The following is an 18,450-nucleotide window of genomic DNA, read 5'->3' on the forward strand; positions in this document are numbered from 1 at the left end:
GGAGCCTTCACTACCGGGGGGTGCCGCCTCAATGTCACAGTGCGACATCTATCACCAGAATGTTGTCGCCCCACGACAAACCCGGAAAAACGGCTATCAGCGCAGCGGGTCGAACTCCCGCAGAGCGGCCGGCTGCTTGCCCGTGGTGATCTGCTCGGCGAGGAGCCGGCCGGTTGCCGGGCCCTGGGCCAGGCCCCACATGCCGTGCCCGCCGGCCACGTAGATCCCCGGGGCGTCCGTCGCGCCGACCAGCGGGCGCCCGTCGGGCGTGACCGGCCGGGGACCGACCCAGACGTCCGTGTGCTCCTCCCAGCGCACCCCCCGCAGCAGCGGGCGGGCGGAGGCGGTGATCGCCCGCAGCCGGGCCTCGACGGCCGGGGCGTCGGGGTCGCGGAACTCCATGGTCCCCGCCACCCGCAGGCCGCCCTGGTAGGGCGTGCACGCCACCCGTACGTCCGGCAGGTAGATCGGGCCGGGGACGGGGTGGTCCACAGGGACGGTGAAGGAGTAGCCGCGGCCGGCCCGCACGGGGACGCGTACGCCCCAGCGGCCCGCCAGCCTGGACAGCCAGGCGCCGGTGGCCAGCACCACCGCGTCGGCGGACAGGACGGCGCCGTCACGGGCCACCACGACGACCTTCCTGCCGTCGCTGCGCACGTCGGCGACCTCGTGCATCTCGACCGTGGCGCCCCGGGCCGTGACGGCCTCGCCCAGCGCGTGGACGAAGCGGCCGGGGTCGATGTAGCGCTGCCCGTCGATCCGCACGCCCGCGGTCAGGGCCTCCGAGGCGAGCGGCACGGTCTCAACCAGCTGCCGGGCGTCCAGCGGCGTGTGGTCGACCGGCTGCCCGGCCTCGGCCATCCTGCGCAGCTCATGGAGCAGGCCCTCGGCTTGGCGCGGCGTGCGGAACCCCGCGGTGATCGGCGCGTCCTCGACGGGGGCGGCCACGCCGTTGGCCGCGAGCACGCCGTACGCCTCGATGCACTCGTCGTTGAGCGGCAGGTTGGCGCGCACCGCCCGGGTCCAGGACGACCACCGGCAGTTGGCGGCGAAGCGGGTCAGGAACGCCCACAGTCCCGGATCGACGGTCGCCGGGATGCGCAGCGGCGCGGCCGGATTCAGCAGCGAACGCAGGCCGTAGCGCAGGACCGAGGGCTCGTTTAGGGGGATGGCCAGGCCCGGCGCGATCCATCCCGCGTTGCCCCAGGACGCGCCGGCCGCGACGCCCCGGCGGTCGACCACGGTGACCTCCACACCGCGTTCCTGCAGGAACCACGCGGTCGACAGACCCACGATCCCCGCGCCGACCACGATCACCGACCGCGGCCACTCGTTGACGCGCTCGGCGCCGGACATACCCCACCTCCATACCAGGCGATCACTTCCCCCAGCGTGGCCCGTACGGCGCCGCGAACCGTTGTGGCAGCCGCACAATCGCAACGTCCGTCTTGTGGGTTCCAGACAACCCTTATTCGTCCTCGGCGGCCAGAGTGATGACCATGGCGAGGCGCTTGCGCGGGTCGTCCAGGTTCAGCAGAGTCACCTCACTCATCCTGCGCAGCCTGTTGCGGACCGTGTTGGTATGTACGCCGAGCCGTTCGGCGGCGACAGCGAGATCGCCCTGGGCCTCCAGCCATGCCCGCAACGTCGGCACGTAGTGGGTGTCGTGGAGGGCGTCGTGCCGTCGCAGCACACTCACCGGCCCGCGTGCCGGGGTCCGGCCCGCGCGCGCCGCGGCCCGCAACCGCTGCAGCAGGATGTCGTCCCAGGACTCGTCGTACGCGGGTGGCTCGGCCTGGGGTGCGCCTCTCTCATGCAGCGCCAGGCACTCCTCCGCCTCCTGCCGGCTGGCCGGCAGCTCCGCCGCCTGGGCCACGCCGCCGATCCCGGCCGTCATCCGCACTCGCGACGGCAGCGCGGCCCGCAGCGCGTCCACCCACTCCCGCGCCGCCGACGCCCGCGTGCCCGGCAGGATCGTATGGAGCGTGTCGCCCAGCAGGGCGCTCCGCCCGGGCCTGGACCAGCCGAAACCCGCGGTGGCCCGGTCGAAGGCCAGCAGAAGCATGGCGTGCCGGTCCTCGGCCGTGTGCGCGCGGACCGCGATGACGCGCATCTCCCGCGGGGCCAGCCCCAGCTGGCTGACCACCGTCTCAGCGTCGGCGGTGCCCTCAAGCAGCCGGATGACCAGGTCGGACTCCACCTTCCGCTCCAGGTCGGCGCTCGCCCGGGAGCGGAGCAGGTGCAACGCCACCGTGCGCGCGCCGTTCGCCAGCGCGGTGTGCGCCGCCCCGGTCAGCGGGCCGGCGCAGGTCACCCACACCGAGCCGAGCAGTTCGCGCCCGGCCCGCACCGCCACCACCATCCGTCCGGTCAGGCCGTGGTCCGGGTCCGGCTCGACGAAGATCGGCTCGTCCGTCGACGACAGACGAGCGAACACCCCCCGTGACCGGAAGAGGGCCCGCAGCCGGTCCGGAACCTGCCGCACCAGGATCGTCTCCAGCCGGGCCGGGTCGCCCGCCTGCTGGGAGCGGGAGTACGCGAGCACCCGCGAGAGCCGATCCTCGATGGTCACCGCGCCGCCGACGACGTCCGCCAGGCTGTCGGCCAGCGCGAACAGGTCCGTGGGCCCCCGCCCCGACTCGGTCTCCCGCCCTTCCAGCACCAGGCCGTAGACCAGGCCCACCAGGTGGCTCCAGGGCACCGCGGGGTCGGCCCGCATCACGGCCACGCCCTGGGCGTCGCCGGTCGCGGCGGCCTCGCGCTCGCTTTCGGCTCCGGCGCGCACCAGGACCGCCTTCGCCTGCGCCGCGACCGCCCACCGCACCGCCTCGGTCACCGACCCGGCTCCCACGGCCACGAGCACGTCACCGGTGACCCGGCTGTCGGTCGCGTCCGGTATCGCCACACTTCGCAACTGTGCCGAACGCGTCTCGGGCCGCCCGCACAGCCGTACGCCGTACCCGCCCAGCACGTTGACCAAGCGATCCAACCTGATCATGTGCAACTCCACCGTGGTGGAAGGTTTTCGAACGTTCGTGGTGGATTGGGCCCGAAAATGACCAAAGGCCCGATCTCCGATTCGGAAGACCAGGCCCTTGACTCTTGGTAGCGGGGACAGGATTTGAACCTGCGACCTCTGGGTTATGAGCCCAGCGAGCTACCGAACTGCTCCACCCCGCGTCGTTGTGTCTCAACCATACCCGTCACCGGGGCCAGGCGGCAAATCGGGCCAGAGGAAGGCCGGCTCGTCCGCGAGTCCGGGTGTGCCGAGTCGCGGCCGGACGTCGTGCTGGTGGACGTCGACCTCGGGCAGGCGAGCGGACTCGACGCCGCCCGAGAGATCGACGGCACAGACGCCGGAGGCCGGCCGCACATCATCTTGATCTCGGCCCGCCACGAGCAGGACCTCGCGAAGCTGGTCGAGACCTGCCCCGCCATCGCCTTCCTGTCCAAGCTGGACCTGTCCGGGGCGGCGGTCAACGAGATCCTGGCGACGGCGGGCCCGCGATCGAGTGGTCCGGGAACATCCGACCTCGCGACCGAAGCCGGTCCGTGATGCGCCGGCGGTGCCCCATCAGGGCCTGCCTGACCAGGGTCTCCGGCGAAGACAGCGGCCAGGCGCGCGGTTCGTGCTGCGGATCCCCACCACTCGCCCACGGCGACCGGCCGACAGCCCATGAGTCACGCTTCCGGGGTGCCGGACGGGGGAGAGGCCGGGGTCAGGGGAGAGACAACTCGTACTCGACCTGCTCGATGGGGTTGCCGTCGCCGAAGTCGTGGTCGCGGACCGCGCCCGATTCGGTGAAGCCGCTCTTCCGGTAGAAACGGCGCGCCTGCGGGGTGTCCCGGAGCGTCCAGAGGTGGGCCCGGCCGAAGCCCTGTTCGCCGATCCTGCGCAGGGTCGCGGCCATCAGCGCGTTGGCGACACCGGTTCCCCAGCCGTCCGGATGGGCGTAGCAGCCGAAGATCTCCGCGGCTTCCGGCCGTGCCGGCGAGGAGCCGAAGTAGGTGAAGGCGAGCGGCCGGCCGTCCAGCGCGCCGAGCAGGACGGTGTCCCTCTTCTGGAGAAGCACGTCACGCCATTTGCCACGCCGATGCCTGATCGCCTCCGCGGCGAACTCCGGGGAGAAGAACCCCACGTAGACCGCCTGCCACGACTCCGCGTGGATCTCGCCGACCACGTCCCCGTCCTCGGGCGCGGCCTCGGTGACCGTCAACACTCCACTCACACCACGACGCTAGAGAACCCCGCGTGCTCCTGGCAACGCGAAGGCCCCGTGCCCGTTCCCGGGGCACCGGGCCTTCGGCTTCAGCGGCGCGGAGCCGCGACCGAGGCGATCAGGGCTGCGCGAGCACGCCGCGCAGGAACGCGACGGCCTGGGCGATGGCCGCCCCGGCGGCGTGGGTGTCGCGCAGGGCGTTCAGCATGACGAAGTCGTGGATGACGCCGAGATAACGGACCGCGGTGACGGGCACGCCCGCCTCGCGCAGCTTCGCCGCGTAGGCCTCGCCCTCGTCGCGCAGCACATCCGCCTCGGCCGTGATGACGAGGGCGGGCGGCAGACCGGCGAGCTGCTCGGCGGTGGCCCGCAGCGGAGACGCGGTGATCTCGGCCCGCTGCTCCTCGCTGGTCGTGTACTGGTCCCAGAACCACTGCATCGCGTCCCGCCGGAGGAAGTAGCCCTCGGCGAACTGGTGGTAGGAGCCCGTGTCGAAGCTCGCGTCGGTGACCGGGTAGAACAACACCTGACCGGCCAGTCGCACGTCGCCGCGTTCCTTCGCCGTCAGGGTGAGCGACGCGGTCATGTTGCCGCCGACCGAGTCGCCGGCGACGGCGATGCGGGCCGGGTCGAGCCCGTGCTCGGCGCCGTGCTCGGCCACCCAGCGCAGGGCGGCGTAGTTCTCGTCGGTGGCGACGGGATAGCGCGCCTCGGGCGAGAGGCTGTAGTTGACGAACACCACGGCGGCGCCGACGCCGAGCGCCAGTTCACGGGCGAGACGGTCGTGCGTGTGGTCGTTGCCGAACACCCAGCCCGCGCCGTGGATGTAGAGCACGACCGGAAGCGGCCCGGCGACCCCGGTGGGCCGGAAGACCGTCACCGCACCCAGGCTCTCCTTCTCGGTCCCGGGCACCTCGATCTCCGGGCTCTGCACCTCGTCCACCGTCTTGCGGCCGTCCACCGGCCCGAGGTCGAAGAGATAGGGCGGATTCGCGGTGGCCTCCACGAACGCCTGCGCCGCGGGTTCCAGGACGGGACTGCTCAAGGGATACTCCTCGTTCTCACGATCGACGGCCACAGCAGGAGGACAGGCCGCCCAGGGCATGCGTCATCCGACTCAGTGTCCAGTACGCCGCATACGCTAACTGACGCACACAAATGTGGATAATTGGGACATATGGCCATCGAAGGCGTCCGGGGCGACGATCAACCTCGCGGACTCCGCACAACGCGAAGGCCCGGTGTCCGTTTCCGGGCACCGGGCCTTCGACTTGAGTAGCGGGGACAGGATTTGAACCTGCGACCTCTGGGTTATGAGCCCAGCGAGCTACCGAGCTGCTCCACCCCGCGTCGGCTCTACGAGATTATCCCGCCACGGGCCGGGAGGCAAACCGGAGCCTCGCGCCGCGGTGGGCGCGAGGCTCCGCGCCTGCTCAGCCGCTCGGCGCCGGAGTGGGAGCGGCGGCCGAGGGACCGCCGCTCGGGCTCGCGCTCGCACTCGGTGCGGCGCTTCCGCTCGGGGCCGGGGTCGCCGTCGACGACGGCGTTGCCACCTTGAGCTTGGCCAGGTCGTCCAGCGCCTTCTTGAGCGCGTTCTGCGCGTCGCCGTACGCCTTCCAGTCGGGCGGGGTGTCCGACAGCGCCTTCTGCGAGTCCTGGAACGCCCGCTCCGCCCGGTCGAGCGCGGACGCGAGCGCCGAGGAGTTCGCCGGCTGCTGGCCCGCCTGGTCCGGCGGCTGGTTGGGCTGCTGGTCGGGCGTCTGCTCCGGCGGCGTGGCCACGGTGCCGCCGAACACCTGCTGCAACGCCTCGCTCAGGTTGTCGCCGAAGCCGACCTTCTCGCCGAACAGCACGAGGACCTTGCGCAGCGTCGGATACTTGCCCGAGCTCTCCGCACGCGGCTGGATGTAGACCGGCTCGACGTAGAGCAGGCCACCGCCGAACGGCAGCGTGAGCAGGTTTCCGTACAGCACGTCGGTCGCGCCGGCGGTGCCGCGCAGCAGGTTGAGCCGCTCCGAGACCGTGGGGTTCGACTCGAACAGGTTCTGCGCCTGCGGCGGCCCCTGGACCGCGGTCGTGCTCGGTAGCTGGAGGATCTCCAGTTGCGGGTTCGGTGTCGCGGCGGTCGCGTCGACCGCCATGAACGCCGCCATGTTCTGCCGCTGGTTGGGCACGAACGTGGACGTCAGCGAGAACCGCTCGGTGTCGCTGCCCGGCATCTTCATCGTCACGTAGTACGGCGGCTGCTTGCTCTTCTGGGTCGCCGGGTCCTCGGGGACCTTCCAGAAGTCCTGCGCGCCGAAGAACGCGTTGGCGTCGGTGACGTGGTAGGAGGTCAGGATCTCCCGCTGGGCCTTGAACAGGTCGGCCGGGTAGCGCAGATGGTTGCGCAGGTCCTGGCTGATCTCCGAGGCCGGCTTGACGACGCCGCCGAAGGCCTTCCGCCAGGTCTGGAGGACGGGGTCCTTCTCGTCCCAGGCGTAGAGCGTCACCGTGCCGTCGTAGGCGTCGACGGTGGCCTTCACCGAGTTGCGGATGTAGTTGATCTCGTCCCTGGGCACCTGCGGCACGCCGAGCCGGCTGCTCTGGACGTCCGTGGTCAGCGACTCCAGGCTCTTGCGCTCGGAGTAGGGATAGGAGTCGGAGGTCGTGTACGCGTCCACGATCCACACGATGCGGCCGTCCACCACGGACGGGTACGGGTCGCGGTCCAGCGTGAGGAACGGCGCGACCTGCTGGATGCGCTCCACCGGCTCACGGTTGTAGAGGATGCGCGACTCGGAGTTGATGTTCGAGTTCAGCAGCAGGTTGGTCTCGCCGTACTTCACGGCGTAGAGGAGGCGGCGGAAGAAGTTGCCGACCGAGACGCCGCCCTTGCCTTCGTAGGTGCTGTTGACCTGGCCCGTCTTGTTCTGCTGGTCGTCGCCCTGCTGCCCCTGCTGGGGGTAGTCGAGCTCGATCGGCTTGGCCGACTTGGGGCCGCCGACGATCGAGTAGTCGGGCGAGTTCTCCCCGAAGTAGATGCGGGGCTCGTAGTCGCCGAGGTCGCCGGCCGGCGGGATGTCCTTCTCGCTGAAGACCGGCAGGCCGCTGCTGTCCACCTTGTTGCCCGGCGCGGCGACGAACCCGAAGCCGTGCGTGTAGACGAGGTGACTGTTGATCCAGTTGCGCTGGCCCTCCGGAGGGAGGCCGATCTCCCGGACCGCCACGACGGTGTCGCGCAGCTTGCCGTCGACCATGTATCTGTCGATGTCGAGCTGCTCGGGGAACTGGTAGTAGCCGCGGATCTGCTGCTTCTGCTGGAAGGTCGGCGACAGCAGGCTGGGGTCGAGCAGGCGCATCCCGGGGATGGCCGACGCCTCGGTCTGCAGCACGGAGGCGTCGGTGTCGGTCTTGGCGCTGTACTCCGTGACCTTCGCCGTATCGACGCCGTACGCCTTACGGGTCGCGTCGATGTTGCGCTGGATGTACGCCTGCTCCTTGCTCTGCTGGTTTGGCCGCACCTGGAACTGCTCGACCAGCGAGGGATAGACGGTGCCGATCAGCACGGCCGACAGGACGAGGAGCCCGAACGCCGCTCCCGGCCACATCCCGCCGGGCCGGATGACGCCGGCGAAGAAGATCAGCGCGCAGATGATGGAGATGGCCGCGAGGATCCCCTTGGCCGGGAGCACGGCGTGCACGTCCGTGTAGGAGGCGCCGAAGACCTTGCCCCGGTCGGAGAAGACCAGGCTGTACCGGTCGAGGAAGTACGCCGCGCCCTTCAACAGGACGAACACGCCGAGCAGCACCGACAGGTGGACCCGGGCGGCCCGGGTGGCGTGCACCCCTCCGGGCGAGGAGATGCGGAAGCCGCCGTACAGGTAGTGCACGGCGGTGGCCGCGATGATCGACAGGATCACGGCGGTGAACAGGAAGTTCAGCAGCATCCGCAGGAACGGATACGTGAACATGAAGAACGAGAGGTCTAGCCCGAACTGGTCGTCCTTCTGGCCGAACGGCGTGGCGTTGGCGAAAAGGAGCCAGGTCTTCCACTGCCCGGCCGTGGACGATCCGGTGAACAGGGCGAGGACGCCCATGCCGACCAGGAAGACCAGCCGCCGGTGCGGGTCGAGGGCCACCCGGTAGCGGTCGGCGCCCTGCGGCGCGCCGAACATCCCCGGGCCGAACATCGGGCGGGTGCGGTGCGCGAGCACCATGTTGCCGCCCACGATGGCCAGCATCAGGGCGGCGCCCACGACGAACAGCAGCACCTGCGTGAGCAGCATCGTGGAGAACACCGAGGAGAAGTGCACCGAGTCGTACCAGAGGTAGTCGGTGTAGATCCCCGCGAAGACGAGCAGTAATACGACGATCGCCACCACGGCGATCAGTACGGGTATCAGCAGGCGCGGCCGTCGGGGCAAGCGCACCGCCCGTCCGGCTCCGGGGCTCCGGAAGCTCAACGCTCAACCCCTTGTCTCGGATTGTCGGAAACTCAGATGGGTGTCAGATTGTCGCGGCGCAAACGGTCCGTGCTTGGAAACCTACACCGCGGGGAGCGTGCCCGCGGTAACGGATCTGATCGTTATGGTGGCGCCCCGTCGCCACGTGACGAACGCGGGACGGGAGCGGAAGGGCCAGGTCAGCCGCCCACGCGCCCGCCGCACGCTCAGCCCGCGGGGCAGGAGGGCACGTCGCCCGAGTGGTCACGCAGCGCGTCGATGGCCTTGACCGCGCTTTCGAGGGTGTCGGCGCGCACCAGGCGCAGCCCTTCGGGCACGGCCTTGACGGCGTCGGCGCAGTTGTCCGCGGGGGTGAGGAACACGGTGGCGCCCGCCCGGCGCGCGCCGACCATCTTCTGCTCGATCCCGCCGATGGGCCCAACCTTCCCGTCGGGCTCGATCGTGCCGGTGCCCGCGATGGACATGCCGCCGGTGAGCGCGCCCGGGGTCAGCTTGTCGTAGATGCCCAGCGAGAACATCAGCCCGGCGCTGGGCCCGCCGATGTCGCCGACGCTGATGTCGACCTTGAAGGGGAACCGGTAGGAGCTCGACCGCATCTGGACGCCCACGATCGTCGTGCCGTCCTTGCCGGCGATGGTGGAGACCGGGATTCGCGTCTCCGACCCCCCACGCTTGACGGTGAACGTCACCTGCTCGCCTGGTTTGTGCCTGCGGACGGCTCCCGCGACAGAGTCCAGCGCGGTCGCCGGGGCGCCGTCCACCGCGGTGATCTCGTCGCCGGGCTTGAGCTTCCCGTCGGCGGGCGTCCCCTTGTTGGTCGAGACGACCGTGACCGTCTTCTCGATGGGGATCTTCAGCGCGTTCAGCGCGGCGGCGGTGGCCCACTGCTGTGAGTCGGTCATCTCCTGGGTGTTCTGCTCCTCCACCTCCTTCGGCGAGGAGGTCTTGGGGAACAGCGTCTCCTCCGGCACCACCGCGACCGTGGGGTCGAGCCAGCCGCGCAGCGCGGTGACCAGGTCGAGGCGGTTGCCCGGCCCGCCCTGGTAGGCCACGGTGACCATGCTCAGCCTGCCCTGCGTCGGGTACGTCTCATGCCCCGAGATCGAGATGACCGGCTTTCCCTTGACGTCCCCGATCGTGTTCTCCGTCGGCCCGGGGCTCAGCACGACGTACGGCACCGGGACCATGGCGCCGATCACCGCGAACGCGAGCGTGAGGAAACCCGCGACCAGCAGGGTCAGAGCGCGTCGGGACATGGACGAACTCTATGCGTTCCGGACCGCTCTATTCGCAGGCACCGACCCATTCGGCGCCGCCGTCGGCGAACACCTGGTGCTTCCAGATGGGCACCTCGCGCTTGAGATCGTCGATCAGCCTGCGGCACGCGTCGAACGCCTCGGCGCGGTGCGGACAGGCGGCGGCCACGACCACGGCGATCTCTCCGAGTCTCAGGTCGCCCACCCGGTGGACCGCCGCCAGCGCCGTCACCTGATGATCGGCGGCCACCTTCTCCGCGACCCTGCGCAGGTGCTCCTCGGCGGACGGGTGCGCCGAGTACGACAGGAGCGTCACCGGCCTGCCGCCGTCCTGCTCGCGCACCGTCCCGACGAAGACCGCCGTGCCTCCGGCCGCGTGGTCCTCGACGGCGCCCAGCACCTCGTCGACGGACAGGGGGGTGTCCCGGATCCCCAGCAATCGGATGACGTCCACCATCCCGAGGGTAGTACGTGAACGTCACGTGACCGGGGACCGGGACCACCGGCCCGGGCTCAGGTACGGCGCTTGCGGCGGGCGGCGCGGACGATCGCGGCGGTGCCGATGACCGCCACGGTCGCGCCGGCGGCCGTGATCGTGGCCTCCTTGCCCGACAGGCGGCGGCCGACGACCGCGTGCCTGCCCTCGACCAGTTCGAGCAGTTCGCGCAGGGCCGCCTCGTTGGACCAGGCCGGTTTCCAGCCCGCCTCCCGCAGCGCCACGCCGTCGACCACCCAGGGATAGACGACGTAGTGCAGGTCGGTGGCCGCGGTCGGGGTGATGCCGAGCCGGTGCAGCCGCTGCGCGGTGCCGAACGTCACCCCTGCCGGAAGCTCGAATCGTTTCAGGCCCGAGATCTCCTCCACCTGGTCCATCTCCAGCCAGCCCTCGGAGCCGACCGCCACCACCCCGGAGACCCGGCCGAGCGCGGCGGCCTCCAGCGCCGACACCAGGTCGTCGACGTGGCAGAACTGCCAGCGGGGCAGGCAGCCCTTCACCACCAGCAGCCGGGGCGCCTCGAAGTGGCGGGTGATGACGGTGTCGACGCCCGGCCCCACCAGGGCGGCGGGCCGCAGCACGGTCACCTCCAGGCCGGGATGCGCCCGCAGCGACCGCCGTACCAGTGCCTCGATCTCCAGGTGGTCGCCCACCAGGCCGGTGTCGGGCTCCGCCGCGACCGGGGCGTCCTCCCCCAGCGGGACCGGGTTGTCGGCGGCGGCGCCGTACACCATCGCGCTCGTCACCAGCACGACCCGGCGCACCCGCGCCGCCGCGCAGGCCGTCAGCACGGTCTGGGCCGCCCGGATGTTGTAGCGCCGGCGCTCGGCGGCGTCGGTGTCGAGCGACTCGTCCGCGCCGAGATGCACCAGGACGTCCACGTCGGAGATCCGGTTCGCCAAGAGCGGATCACGAATGTCGAGGACTCGCCAGGTGACGTCCTGGACGTCTCCGCGCTGCTCGTCGATGGCCACGACGCGGCGGAAATCCGCAGACGAGGCCACTTTCGCGAGGAACGCACGGCCGAGACCGGAGGCGGCGCCAGTGACCGCGACGACGGGGGGACGCAGGCGTTTCGAGGTAGGCACGAGGTCCTCACTTTGCACTGATCCGCCCCACGGCGGCTAACGTGGCGGATGTGGACTCCTCCATCCTGCACGAGGTGGCGCGGTGACTGACCTGCCAGGTCGCGAAAACGACCCCAACGACAATCCGTTCGCCATGTTCGGCAGCCCGGAGCAGATGGCCGCGGCCATGCGGCAGTTCGCCGACATGCTGTCGGCCTCGCCGGAGGCCGGGCCCGTCAACTGGGACATGGCGAAGAACATCGCACGGCACGCCGTGGTCGCCGAGGGTGATCCGAGCGTCATGGAGGGCGAGCGGCGGCAGATCGCCGAGGCCCTCAACCTGGCCGACCTTTGGCTGAACGAGGTGACCCCGCTGCCCGGCGGTGTGACGGCGCCCCAGGCCTGGAGCCGGTCGGAGTGGATCGAGAAGACGATCCCGGTGTGGAAGCAGCTGTGCGATCCCGTCGCCGCCCAGATGGTGGAGACGATGGGCGGCACGCTCGGCGCCGCCGGTCTGCCGCCGGAGGCGCAGGCCGTGGCCGGGCCGCTGATGGGCATGCTGAAGCAGATGGGCAGCATGATGGTCGGCCAGCAGATCGGCCAGGCCCTCGGCTCGCTCGCCCGGGAGGTCGTCGGCTCCTCCGACATCGGCCTGCCGCTGTCCGACACCGCCGCCCTGCTGCCGGGCGGCGTGGCCGCCTTCAGCAAGGGCCTGGAGACACCCTCGGACGAGATCCGGCTCTACCTGGCGCTGCGCGAGGCCGCGCACCACCGGCTGTTCCAGCACGTGCCGTGGCTGCGGGCGCACCTGCTCGGCACGGTCGAGGAGTACGCCCGGGGCATCACGGTCGACGTGTCCGCGCTGGAGGAGAAGCTCCAGGGGCTGGACATCAGCAACCCGGAGCGGATCCAGGAGGTCCTGGGCGGCGGCGAGTTGCTCAAGCCCGAGGAGACCGAGCGGCAGAAGGCCGCCCTCACCCGCCTGGAGACCGCGCTGGCGCTGGTCGAGGGCTGGGTGGCCACGGTGGTGGACGCCGCCGCCGAGGGCAAGCTCCCGTCCGCCGCGGCGCTGGCCGAGACCGTACGGCGCCGCCGCGCCACGGGCGGACCGGCCGAGCGGACCTTCGCGACGCTGGTGGGCCTGGAACTGCGGCCGAGGCGGCTCCGTGAGGCGGCCGCCCTGTGGAGGGCGCTCGGCGACGAGCGCGGCGTCGACGGGCGGGACGCCGTCTGGGGCCACCCCGACCTGATGCCCACGGCCGACGACCTCGACAACCCCGAGCCGTTCGTGAAGGGCGGCGCCGCCTTCGACCTGTCCGCCCTGGAAGAGCCCGGGGAGTCGGGTGAGCCCGGTGGTGGGTCCGATGGGTCCGGCGAACCCGGTCCCGGCCCGGAGCGCGACCGATAGAGGGACCGGCGGCGGCCGGTAGGCTGCGCCGGTGAGCCTGAACCGTGACGCGTGGGCCGTGCTGACCGGGTGGACGGCCCCCACCCCGGAAGAGGAACGGCTCCGCGCGGACTTCCTCGCGCACCTGGACGCCCACGAGGACGCGATGTGGCGCGAGTGCGTGCCGGCGCACCTGACGGCGACGACGGCCGTCCTCTCGCACGACGGCGCGCGGGTGCTGCTGACCCTGCACGCCAAGGCCGGAATGTGGCTGCCGATGGGCGGGCACTGCGAGGCGTCCGACGCCACGCTTGGTGAGGCCGCCCTGCGCGAGGCCACCGAGGAGTCGGGCATCCCCGGGCTGGTGCTGCTGGACGGCCCGCTCGCCGTCGACCGGCACAAGGTGTGGTGCCACCCGCCGCACAGCTGGCACCTGGACGTCGAGTACGGCGCGGTCGCGCCGCCGGGAGCCGAGGCGGTGATCAGCGACGAGTCGCTCGACCTGCGCTGGTTCCCGGTGGACGAGATCCCGGAGCTGAGCGACGAGGCCACCCGGCGGCTGGTCCGCCGCTCCCTGGCCCTGCTGCGCGCCTGAGCACCGTTCCGCACCGTACGCGCACGTCAACGTTACGCCCGCTTTCGACGGCGTTCATTAGGGTCGGGTTCATGACCAAGGTGGACGTGGGCGGTGAGATCGTCGTTCCGCCCCGCCGGAGGCTGCGGGTCTCCCCTCCGCTGGCGTGGCTCACGGTGACGCCGTTCGCCCTGTGGGCGGTGGCCCGGCTGGCCGGTCTCGACGCCGCCGGTGCGGGAGTCGCGCTCATGACCGGCACGCCGTACGTCGCCGCCGCGTCGACGGTGGCGGTGCTGGCCGCGCTGGCCGGCCGCCGCCGGGCCGTGATCGTGACCGCGGTCGCGACGACGGCCGCGCTGGCCGCCGTGGTCCTGCCCCGGGCGATCGGAACGGCGCCGGCGGCCACCTCCGCCACCGGGCCGGTGCTGCGGATCCTCACCGCCAACCTCTTCTACGGGGTCGGCGACGCCGAGGCCGTGGTCGGCCTGGTCCGCAGGCTCAAGCCGGACGTGCTCAGCACGCAGGAGCTCACGCCCGCGGCCGTCGAGGCGCTCGACGACGCGGGCCTGGGGAGGCTGCTGCCGTACCGGCATCTGGAGGACGCTCCCGGGGCGTCCGGCAGCGGCGTCTACTCGCGGCACCCGCTGACCAGGCTGCCGGACTTCGCGCCCGAGGGCAGCCACAACATGCCGCGGGCCCGGATCGCCCTGCCGTCCGGGCCGCCCGTCGAGATCGTCGACGTGCACACCCTCTCGCCGGTCGTCCGCGACGTGGCCCTGTGGGCCGCCGACCTGGCGGCGCTGCCGGCCGCCTCCCCCGGCGTCGTACGCGTGCTGGCCGGCGACTTCAACGCGAGTCTCGACCACGCGGCGCTGCGCGCGGTCCTCGCGCGCGGGTACGTGGACGCGGCCGGCGCGACCGGGAACGGCCTGGCGGCCACCTGGCCCGCGAACAGGCGGTTCCCGCCGCTGATCACGATCGACCACGTGCTGTACGACCGGAGGGCGGTGGCCGTGGACACCGGCGTCCACGCCGTCCCGGGGAGCGACCACCGCGCGTTCTTCGCCGAGATCCGCCTGCCCGGACGCCTCTGACGGCATTGGTCTCCGGCCGGGCCCGGATACCGGTCCCCGGCCGGCCGGCGGTCACATGAGCAGGGCGCGGGTGTTGTCCCAGCCTTCGAGGCCGGGGTCGAGGCGGGCCACGTCCTCCGGCTTCCGCAGGCGGTGCCAGCCGGGACCGGTGGCGACCATGCGCGGCCCCGGCGCCCGGCGGCGCATCGCGGCGACGACGTCCGGCTCGTCGAGATCGGGCGCGGCCCAGCCGGGGACCGGCAGGCGGGCCGCGACGGCCACGGCTCCGCCGCCCTCGGCCGGGCAGACGGCGAGGTCCGCCCGGCCCAGCTCGCGGAACAGCTTGCCGATCAGCAGCGGCGGCAGGTCGGGGGCGTCGCCGCTGACGACGACCGCCTCGTCCGCTGTCTCCGCCCCCGCCTCGTACAGCGCGGCCAGCGCCGCGAAGGCGCCGGCCGGCGAGCCGATCGTCAGGACCGGCGTGCCCGGCCAGGCGATCTCGGCGAGCCCCGGCACTCCGGCCGACAGGATCACCGGCCGCACGAGTTCGAGCCCGGCGATCATCTCGTAGGTGTCCTCGGCCATCGCCGTCAGGAACTCGGCCGGGTCCACGCCGGGCGGAGCCGCGCCGGCCATGCCGGGGGTGACCAGCACCGCGGCCACGCGGGTCAACATTCCTCCGTCGAACCGTTGGCCGCCATCGAGAAACCCTCGAGGAACCCCCTGGCACGTTCCGCGCGAGGGTAGCGCTCGACCAGCGCCCAGAAGCGCGGGCCGTGACTCGGCACGAGCAGATGGACGAGCTCGTGCATGATGACGTAGTCGACGACCCAGGCCGGCATGCCCCGCAGCCGCACCGAGAGCCTGATCGTGCCGTGGTCGGGCGTGCACGAACCCCACCGGTGGAGCTGGTTCTCCACCCACCGCACACTCGCCGGGACGGCCTTGCCGTCCAGGTAGCGCGCGGACAACTCGCTCGCCCGTTCCAGGAGGTCGTCGTCGCTCGGACGTCTTCGCTGCTCCTTGGCCGCAAGCCGGTCGAGCATGCGGCGTACCCACTGCTCCTCGTCGGTCGTGCTCAGACCGGCCGGAAGCAGCACGATGGTCTTGTCGCCATCGCGGTACGCGGAAACGGTTCGCCGCCGTCGTGCGCTCCGACGAACCTCGACTGTCTCGGGGGGCACATATGAAAGGTAGCCGACAGACGCCGATTTCCACAGGGGGTGGTACACGTTCTCCCTGGTCAATCGGGCGAACGTTACCTTGCGGGCGTGGAAGTTACGGGGTTGCGGATGTTCACCAACCACGATCACCCCGGTAATTATCCACAGCCCCGACCGTTCCGGCGCCGGGCCGCGCCCGGCTGTGCCAAGGTCTGGCGACCATGGGACACACCATTCGACCACGCCTCAAGCCCGTCCTGCGCAGGGTCGAGCGGGACGGCCGCACGCTGCAGTTCGGCGTCCATCCGCTGCGGGCCGTCGTCCTCACCGGTGTCGAACCACCGGTGCGCCGCCTGATCGACGGGCTCGACGGCACCCGCACGCTCGGGCAGGCGGTGGCCGGCAGCGGGCTGGACGAGGCGTCCGCCCACGAGGTGGTCGCCCGGCTCACAGCCCACGGCCTCATCGAGGACGCCGCGACCCGGCCGGGCCCGCTCGCCGACCTGCCGCCGGCCGAGCGGGACCGGCTCCGCCCCGACCTGGACAGGCTCTCGCTCACCTGTTCCGACGGCGGCATGAGCGGTCTGGCCGCGAGGAGGGCGGCCCGGGTCCGCGTGTACGGCGCCGGCCGGGTGGGCGCCCAGGTCGTCACCCTGCTCGCCGCCGCCGGCGTCGGCCACATCTGCGTGGTCGATCCCGCCGTGGCCGGGCCGGGCGACGTGGTCCCGGGCGGTCTCAGCCGGAGTGACACCGGCATGTCCCGGGAGGACGCCGCGGTGCTGGCGGCCCGGCGGATCTCCCCCGGCGTCAACGCCTGGCCCGGCCGGACCGCCTCCCGCCTGGCGGACGGCGGCGCGCGCCCCCACCTCGTGATCCTCGCCCCCACCACGCCGCTCAGCGCCACGCTGGTCGGCGAGATCGTCGCCTCGGGCGTGCCGCACCTGCTCGCCTGCGCCTTCGAGGGGTACGGCTCGACGGGCCCCTTCGTCGTCCCCGGCCTCACGCCCTGCCTGCGGTGTCTCGACCTCGCCCGCCGCGACCGGGACCCGTCCTGGCCGGTGGTGGGCGCCCGGCTCGGCGGTTACCCCGCCGGCGAGATCGCCTGCGACGTCGCCCTGTCCTGCCTGGTCGCGGCGCAGGCGGCCGGCCAGGCACTGGCGTACCTCGACGAGGGGAGCGTGCCGGGCGGCCTGACGGAGGTGTCGCCCGCCTGGCGCTGGCGGCACCGCCGCCTCGCCGCCCACCCCGGCTGCGGCTGCCTCGGCGACGACGTCGCCGGCCTCCACAAGGAAGATCGGCCATGAATGTGACGAAAGACACACCTGACGGAATCCTCGCCCGCTGTTGGCGTCACCGGGCTCCTGTGGGTGATACGAACAGGGAATTGTGGTCGAAAGGCCCCGCCATCGCTAAGAATGGTTGAGTGAGTGACGTTCCCCACGGTGCCGTGACACGCTCGGCCAAGCTCGCGACGCTCCCCCTCGGGTTCGCCGGCCGTACCGCGCTCGGACTGGGCAGGCGGATCGGCGGCGCCTCCGCGGAGATCGTCGCCCAGGAGATCCAGCGACGCACGGCCGACCAGGTCTTCAAGGTCCTCGGCGAGCTCAAGGGCGGCGCCATGAAGCTCGGCCAGGCTCTGTCGATCTTCGAGGCGGCGCTGCCGCCCGAGATCGCCGGCCCGTACCGGGCGACACTGACGAAGCTGCAGGACGCCGCGCCGCCGCTGCCCGCCTCCGTCGTGCACCGGGTTCTGACCGAACAGCTCGGCGACGACTGGCGGGAGAACTTCCTGGAGTTCGACGACAGGCCGAGCGCCGCGGCGTCCATCGGGCAGGTCCACCGCGCGGTGTGGCACGACGGCCGCCAGGTCGCCGTGAAGATCCAGTATCCCGGCGCGGGCAAGGCCCTGATCTCCGACTTCAACCAGCTCTCGCGGCTGGGCAAGCTGTTCGGCGCGCTGCTGCCGGGCCTGGACCTCAAACCGGTCCTGGCCGAGCTCAAGGAGCGGGTGGCCGAGGAGCTCGACTACTTCAAGGAGGCCGAGGCCCAGCAGGCCTTCGCCGAGGAGTTCCGCGACGACCCCGACTTCCGGGTCCCGGCGGTCATCGCCGCCAACGAGCAGGTGCTGGTCACCGAGTGGATGACCGGGACCCCGCTGTCGAAGATCATCACCGACGGCACGCAGGAGGAGCGCAACCACGCGGGCCTGCTGTTCGTCCGCTTCCTGTTCTGCTCTCCGGCCCGGGTGGGGATGCTGCACGCCGACCCGCACCCCGGCAACTTCCGGCTGATGGAGGACGGGCGGCTCGGCGTGCTGGACTTCGGCGCCGTCAACCGGATGCCCGGCGGCCACCCGGTCGCCTTCGGCAGGCTCACCCGCATCTTCAACCAGGGCGACATGGACGCCGTCGTGCACGGGCTCCGCGCGGAGGGCTTCATCCGCCCGCACATCGAGGTGGACGTCGACGCCCTGCGGGCGTTCCTCGCACCGTACGTCGAGCCCACCCGCGTCGAGGAGTTCACCTTCAGCAGGGAGTGGCTGCGCGAGCAGGCGGCCAACGTGGCCGACCTACGGCCGAACAACGTGGTCCGCCAGCTCAACCTCCCCGCGTCCTACGTGCTGATCCACCGCGTTCACGCCGCTGGCGTGGGCGTGCTGTGCCAGCTCGGCGCGACCGCCAGGTTCCGGGACGAGGTAGTCCGCTGGGTCCCCGGCTTCGCCGACGACCCCGGCGCCCCTGAAACCACCCCTCTCGCCCTCGGCTAGCG

The 18,450-nt window shown here is 71.8% G+C and carries 16 protein-coding genes and 2 tRNA genes; 6 read left to right on the top strand and 12 right to left on the bottom strand.

The genetic code is table 11. The annotated features are described in order from the left end of the window. Positions 1-96 precede the first annotated feature (96 nt). From HHX33_RS19265 to HHX33_RS19275, 3 genes are all read right to left on the bottom strand, one after another. Positions 97-1,356 (bottom strand): NAD(P)/FAD-dependent oxidoreductase, encoded by a 1,260-nt coding sequence (locus tag HHX33_RS19265; protein WP_182875825.1) that lies wholly within the window; start codon positions 1,354-1,356, stop codon positions 97-99. Between the two features lie 112 nt (positions 1,357-1,468). Then, the gene (locus tag HHX33_RS19270; protein WP_182875826.1) at positions 1,469-2,998 is read right to left on the bottom strand and encodes a PucR family transcriptional regulator; all 1,530 of its coding nucleotides are present in this window, start codon (positions 2,996-2,998) and stop codon (positions 1,469-1,471) included. Between the two features lie 105 nt (positions 2,999-3,103). Next, positions 3,104-3,180, bottom strand: a tRNA-Met gene (locus tag HHX33_RS19275). 112 nt (positions 3,181-3,292) lie between these two features. Here HHX33_RS19275 and HHX33_RS19280 point away from each other — a divergent pair. Beyond that, positions 3,293-3,556: a hypothetical protein gene (locus HHX33_RS19280; protein ID WP_182875827.1), complete on the top strand. Its 264-nt coding sequence runs from the start codon at positions 3,293-3,295 to the stop codon at positions 3,554-3,556. 163 nt (positions 3,557-3,719) lie between these two features. On the opposite strand, the gene HHX33_RS19285 is transcribed toward HHX33_RS19280, so the two are convergent. The 7 genes from HHX33_RS19285 to HHX33_RS19315 all read right to left on the bottom strand — a co-directional run bounded on the left by HHX33_RS19285 (position 3,720) and on the right by HHX33_RS19315 (position 11,523). Continuing rightward, on the bottom strand, positions 3,720-4,229 hold the full coding sequence (locus HHX33_RS19285; protein ID WP_310741442.1) for a GNAT family N-acetyltransferase: 510 nt from the start codon (positions 4,227-4,229) through the stop codon (positions 3,720-3,722). Between the two features lie 109 nt (positions 4,230-4,338). Then, on the bottom strand, positions 4,339-5,265 hold the full coding sequence (locus tag HHX33_RS19290; RefSeq protein ID WP_259402640.1) for an alpha/beta hydrolase: 927 nt from the start codon (positions 5,263-5,265) through the stop codon (positions 4,339-4,341). Between the two features lie 231 nt (positions 5,266-5,496). After that, a tRNA-Met gene (locus HHX33_RS19295) sits at positions 5,497-5,570 on the bottom strand. Positions 5,571-5,653: 83 nt separating this feature from the next. Further along, positions 5,654-8,632 (bottom strand): UPF0182 family protein, encoded by a 2,979-nt coding sequence (locus tag HHX33_RS19300; protein WP_310741443.1) that lies wholly within the window; start codon positions 8,630-8,632, stop codon positions 5,654-5,656. A gap of 239 nt (positions 8,633-8,871) precedes the next feature. Continuing rightward, a complete protein-coding gene (locus HHX33_RS19305) occupies positions 8,872-9,921 on the bottom strand; it encodes a PDZ domain-containing protein (RefSeq protein WP_182875830.1) in 1,050 nt (349 codons plus the stop codon). 28 nt (positions 9,922-9,949) lie between these two features. Next, positions 9,950-10,378 (bottom strand): molybdenum cofactor biosynthesis protein MoaE, encoded by a 429-nt coding sequence (locus tag HHX33_RS19310; RefSeq protein WP_111697882.1) that lies wholly within the window; start codon positions 10,376-10,378, stop codon positions 9,950-9,952. A 56-nt stretch (positions 10,379-10,434) separates the two neighbouring features. Then, positions 10,435-11,523, bottom strand: a complete 1,089-nt coding sequence (locus HHX33_RS19315) for an NAD-dependent epimerase/dehydratase family protein (RefSeq protein ID WP_182875831.1) — start codon at positions 11,521-11,523, stop codon at positions 10,435-10,437. A 64-nt stretch (positions 11,524-11,587) separates the two neighbouring features. On the opposite strand from HHX33_RS19315, the gene HHX33_RS19320 reads away from it, so the two are divergent. The 3 genes from HHX33_RS19320 (at position 11,588) to HHX33_RS19330 (ending at position 14,539) form a co-directional block, all read left to right on the top strand. Beyond that, positions 11,588-12,892: a zinc-dependent metalloprotease gene (locus HHX33_RS19320; protein ID WP_396785162.1), complete on the top strand. Its 1,305-nt coding sequence runs from the start codon at positions 11,588-11,590 to the stop codon at positions 12,890-12,892. A gap of 31 nt (positions 12,893-12,923) precedes the next feature. Then, on the top strand, positions 12,924-13,466 hold the full coding sequence (locus HHX33_RS19325; RefSeq protein ID WP_111697884.1) for an NUDIX hydrolase: 543 nt from the start codon (positions 12,924-12,926) through the stop codon (positions 13,464-13,466). Positions 13,467-13,537: 71 nt separating this feature from the next. Then, positions 13,538-14,539 carry an endonuclease/exonuclease/phosphatase family protein gene (locus HHX33_RS19330; RefSeq protein WP_182875832.1) on the top strand — a complete coding sequence of 334 codons (1,002 nt, stop codon included), beginning with the start codon at positions 13,538-13,540 and terminating at the stop codon, positions 14,537-14,539. Between the two features lie 51 nt (positions 14,540-14,590). Here HHX33_RS19330 and HHX33_RS19335 read toward each other — a convergent pair whose 3' ends face one another. Together HHX33_RS19335 and HHX33_RS19340 are read right to left on the bottom strand one after the other, a co-directional pair. Next, positions 14,591-15,193, bottom strand: coding sequence for an NTP transferase domain-containing protein (locus tag HHX33_RS19335; RefSeq protein WP_259402641.1), 603 nt, complete (start codon positions 15,191-15,193; stop codon positions 14,591-14,593). After that, positions 15,187-15,702 carry a M48 family metallopeptidase gene (locus HHX33_RS19340; protein WP_111697887.1) on the bottom strand — a complete coding sequence of 172 codons (516 nt, stop codon included), beginning with the start codon at positions 15,700-15,702 and terminating at the stop codon, positions 15,187-15,189. The genes HHX33_RS19335 and HHX33_RS19340 overlap by 7 nt, the downstream gene beginning before the upstream one ends. 200 nt (positions 15,703-15,902) lie before the next feature. Here HHX33_RS19340 and HHX33_RS19345 point away from each other — a divergent pair, with 200 nt between their 5' ends. Both HHX33_RS19345 and HHX33_RS19350 read left to right on the top strand, forming a co-directional pair. After that, the gene (locus HHX33_RS19345) at positions 15,903-16,985 is read left to right on the top strand and encodes a ThiF family adenylyltransferase (protein ID WP_220501977.1); all 1,083 of its coding nucleotides are present in this window, start codon (positions 15,903-15,905) and stop codon (positions 16,983-16,985) included. A gap of 119 nt (positions 16,986-17,104) precedes the next feature. Then, entirely contained in the window at positions 17,105-18,448 is a 1,344-nt protein-coding gene (locus HHX33_RS19350) for an ABC1 kinase family protein (protein WP_111697889.1), read from the top strand. Positions 18,449-18,450 lie beyond the last annotated feature (2 nt).

It is taken from the genome of Microbispora sp. H10670, assembly GCF_014161385.1.
In the GTDB taxonomy this organism is placed as follows: domain Bacteria; phylum Actinomycetota; class Actinomycetes; order Streptosporangiales; family Streptosporangiaceae; genus Microbispora; species Microbispora triticiradicis.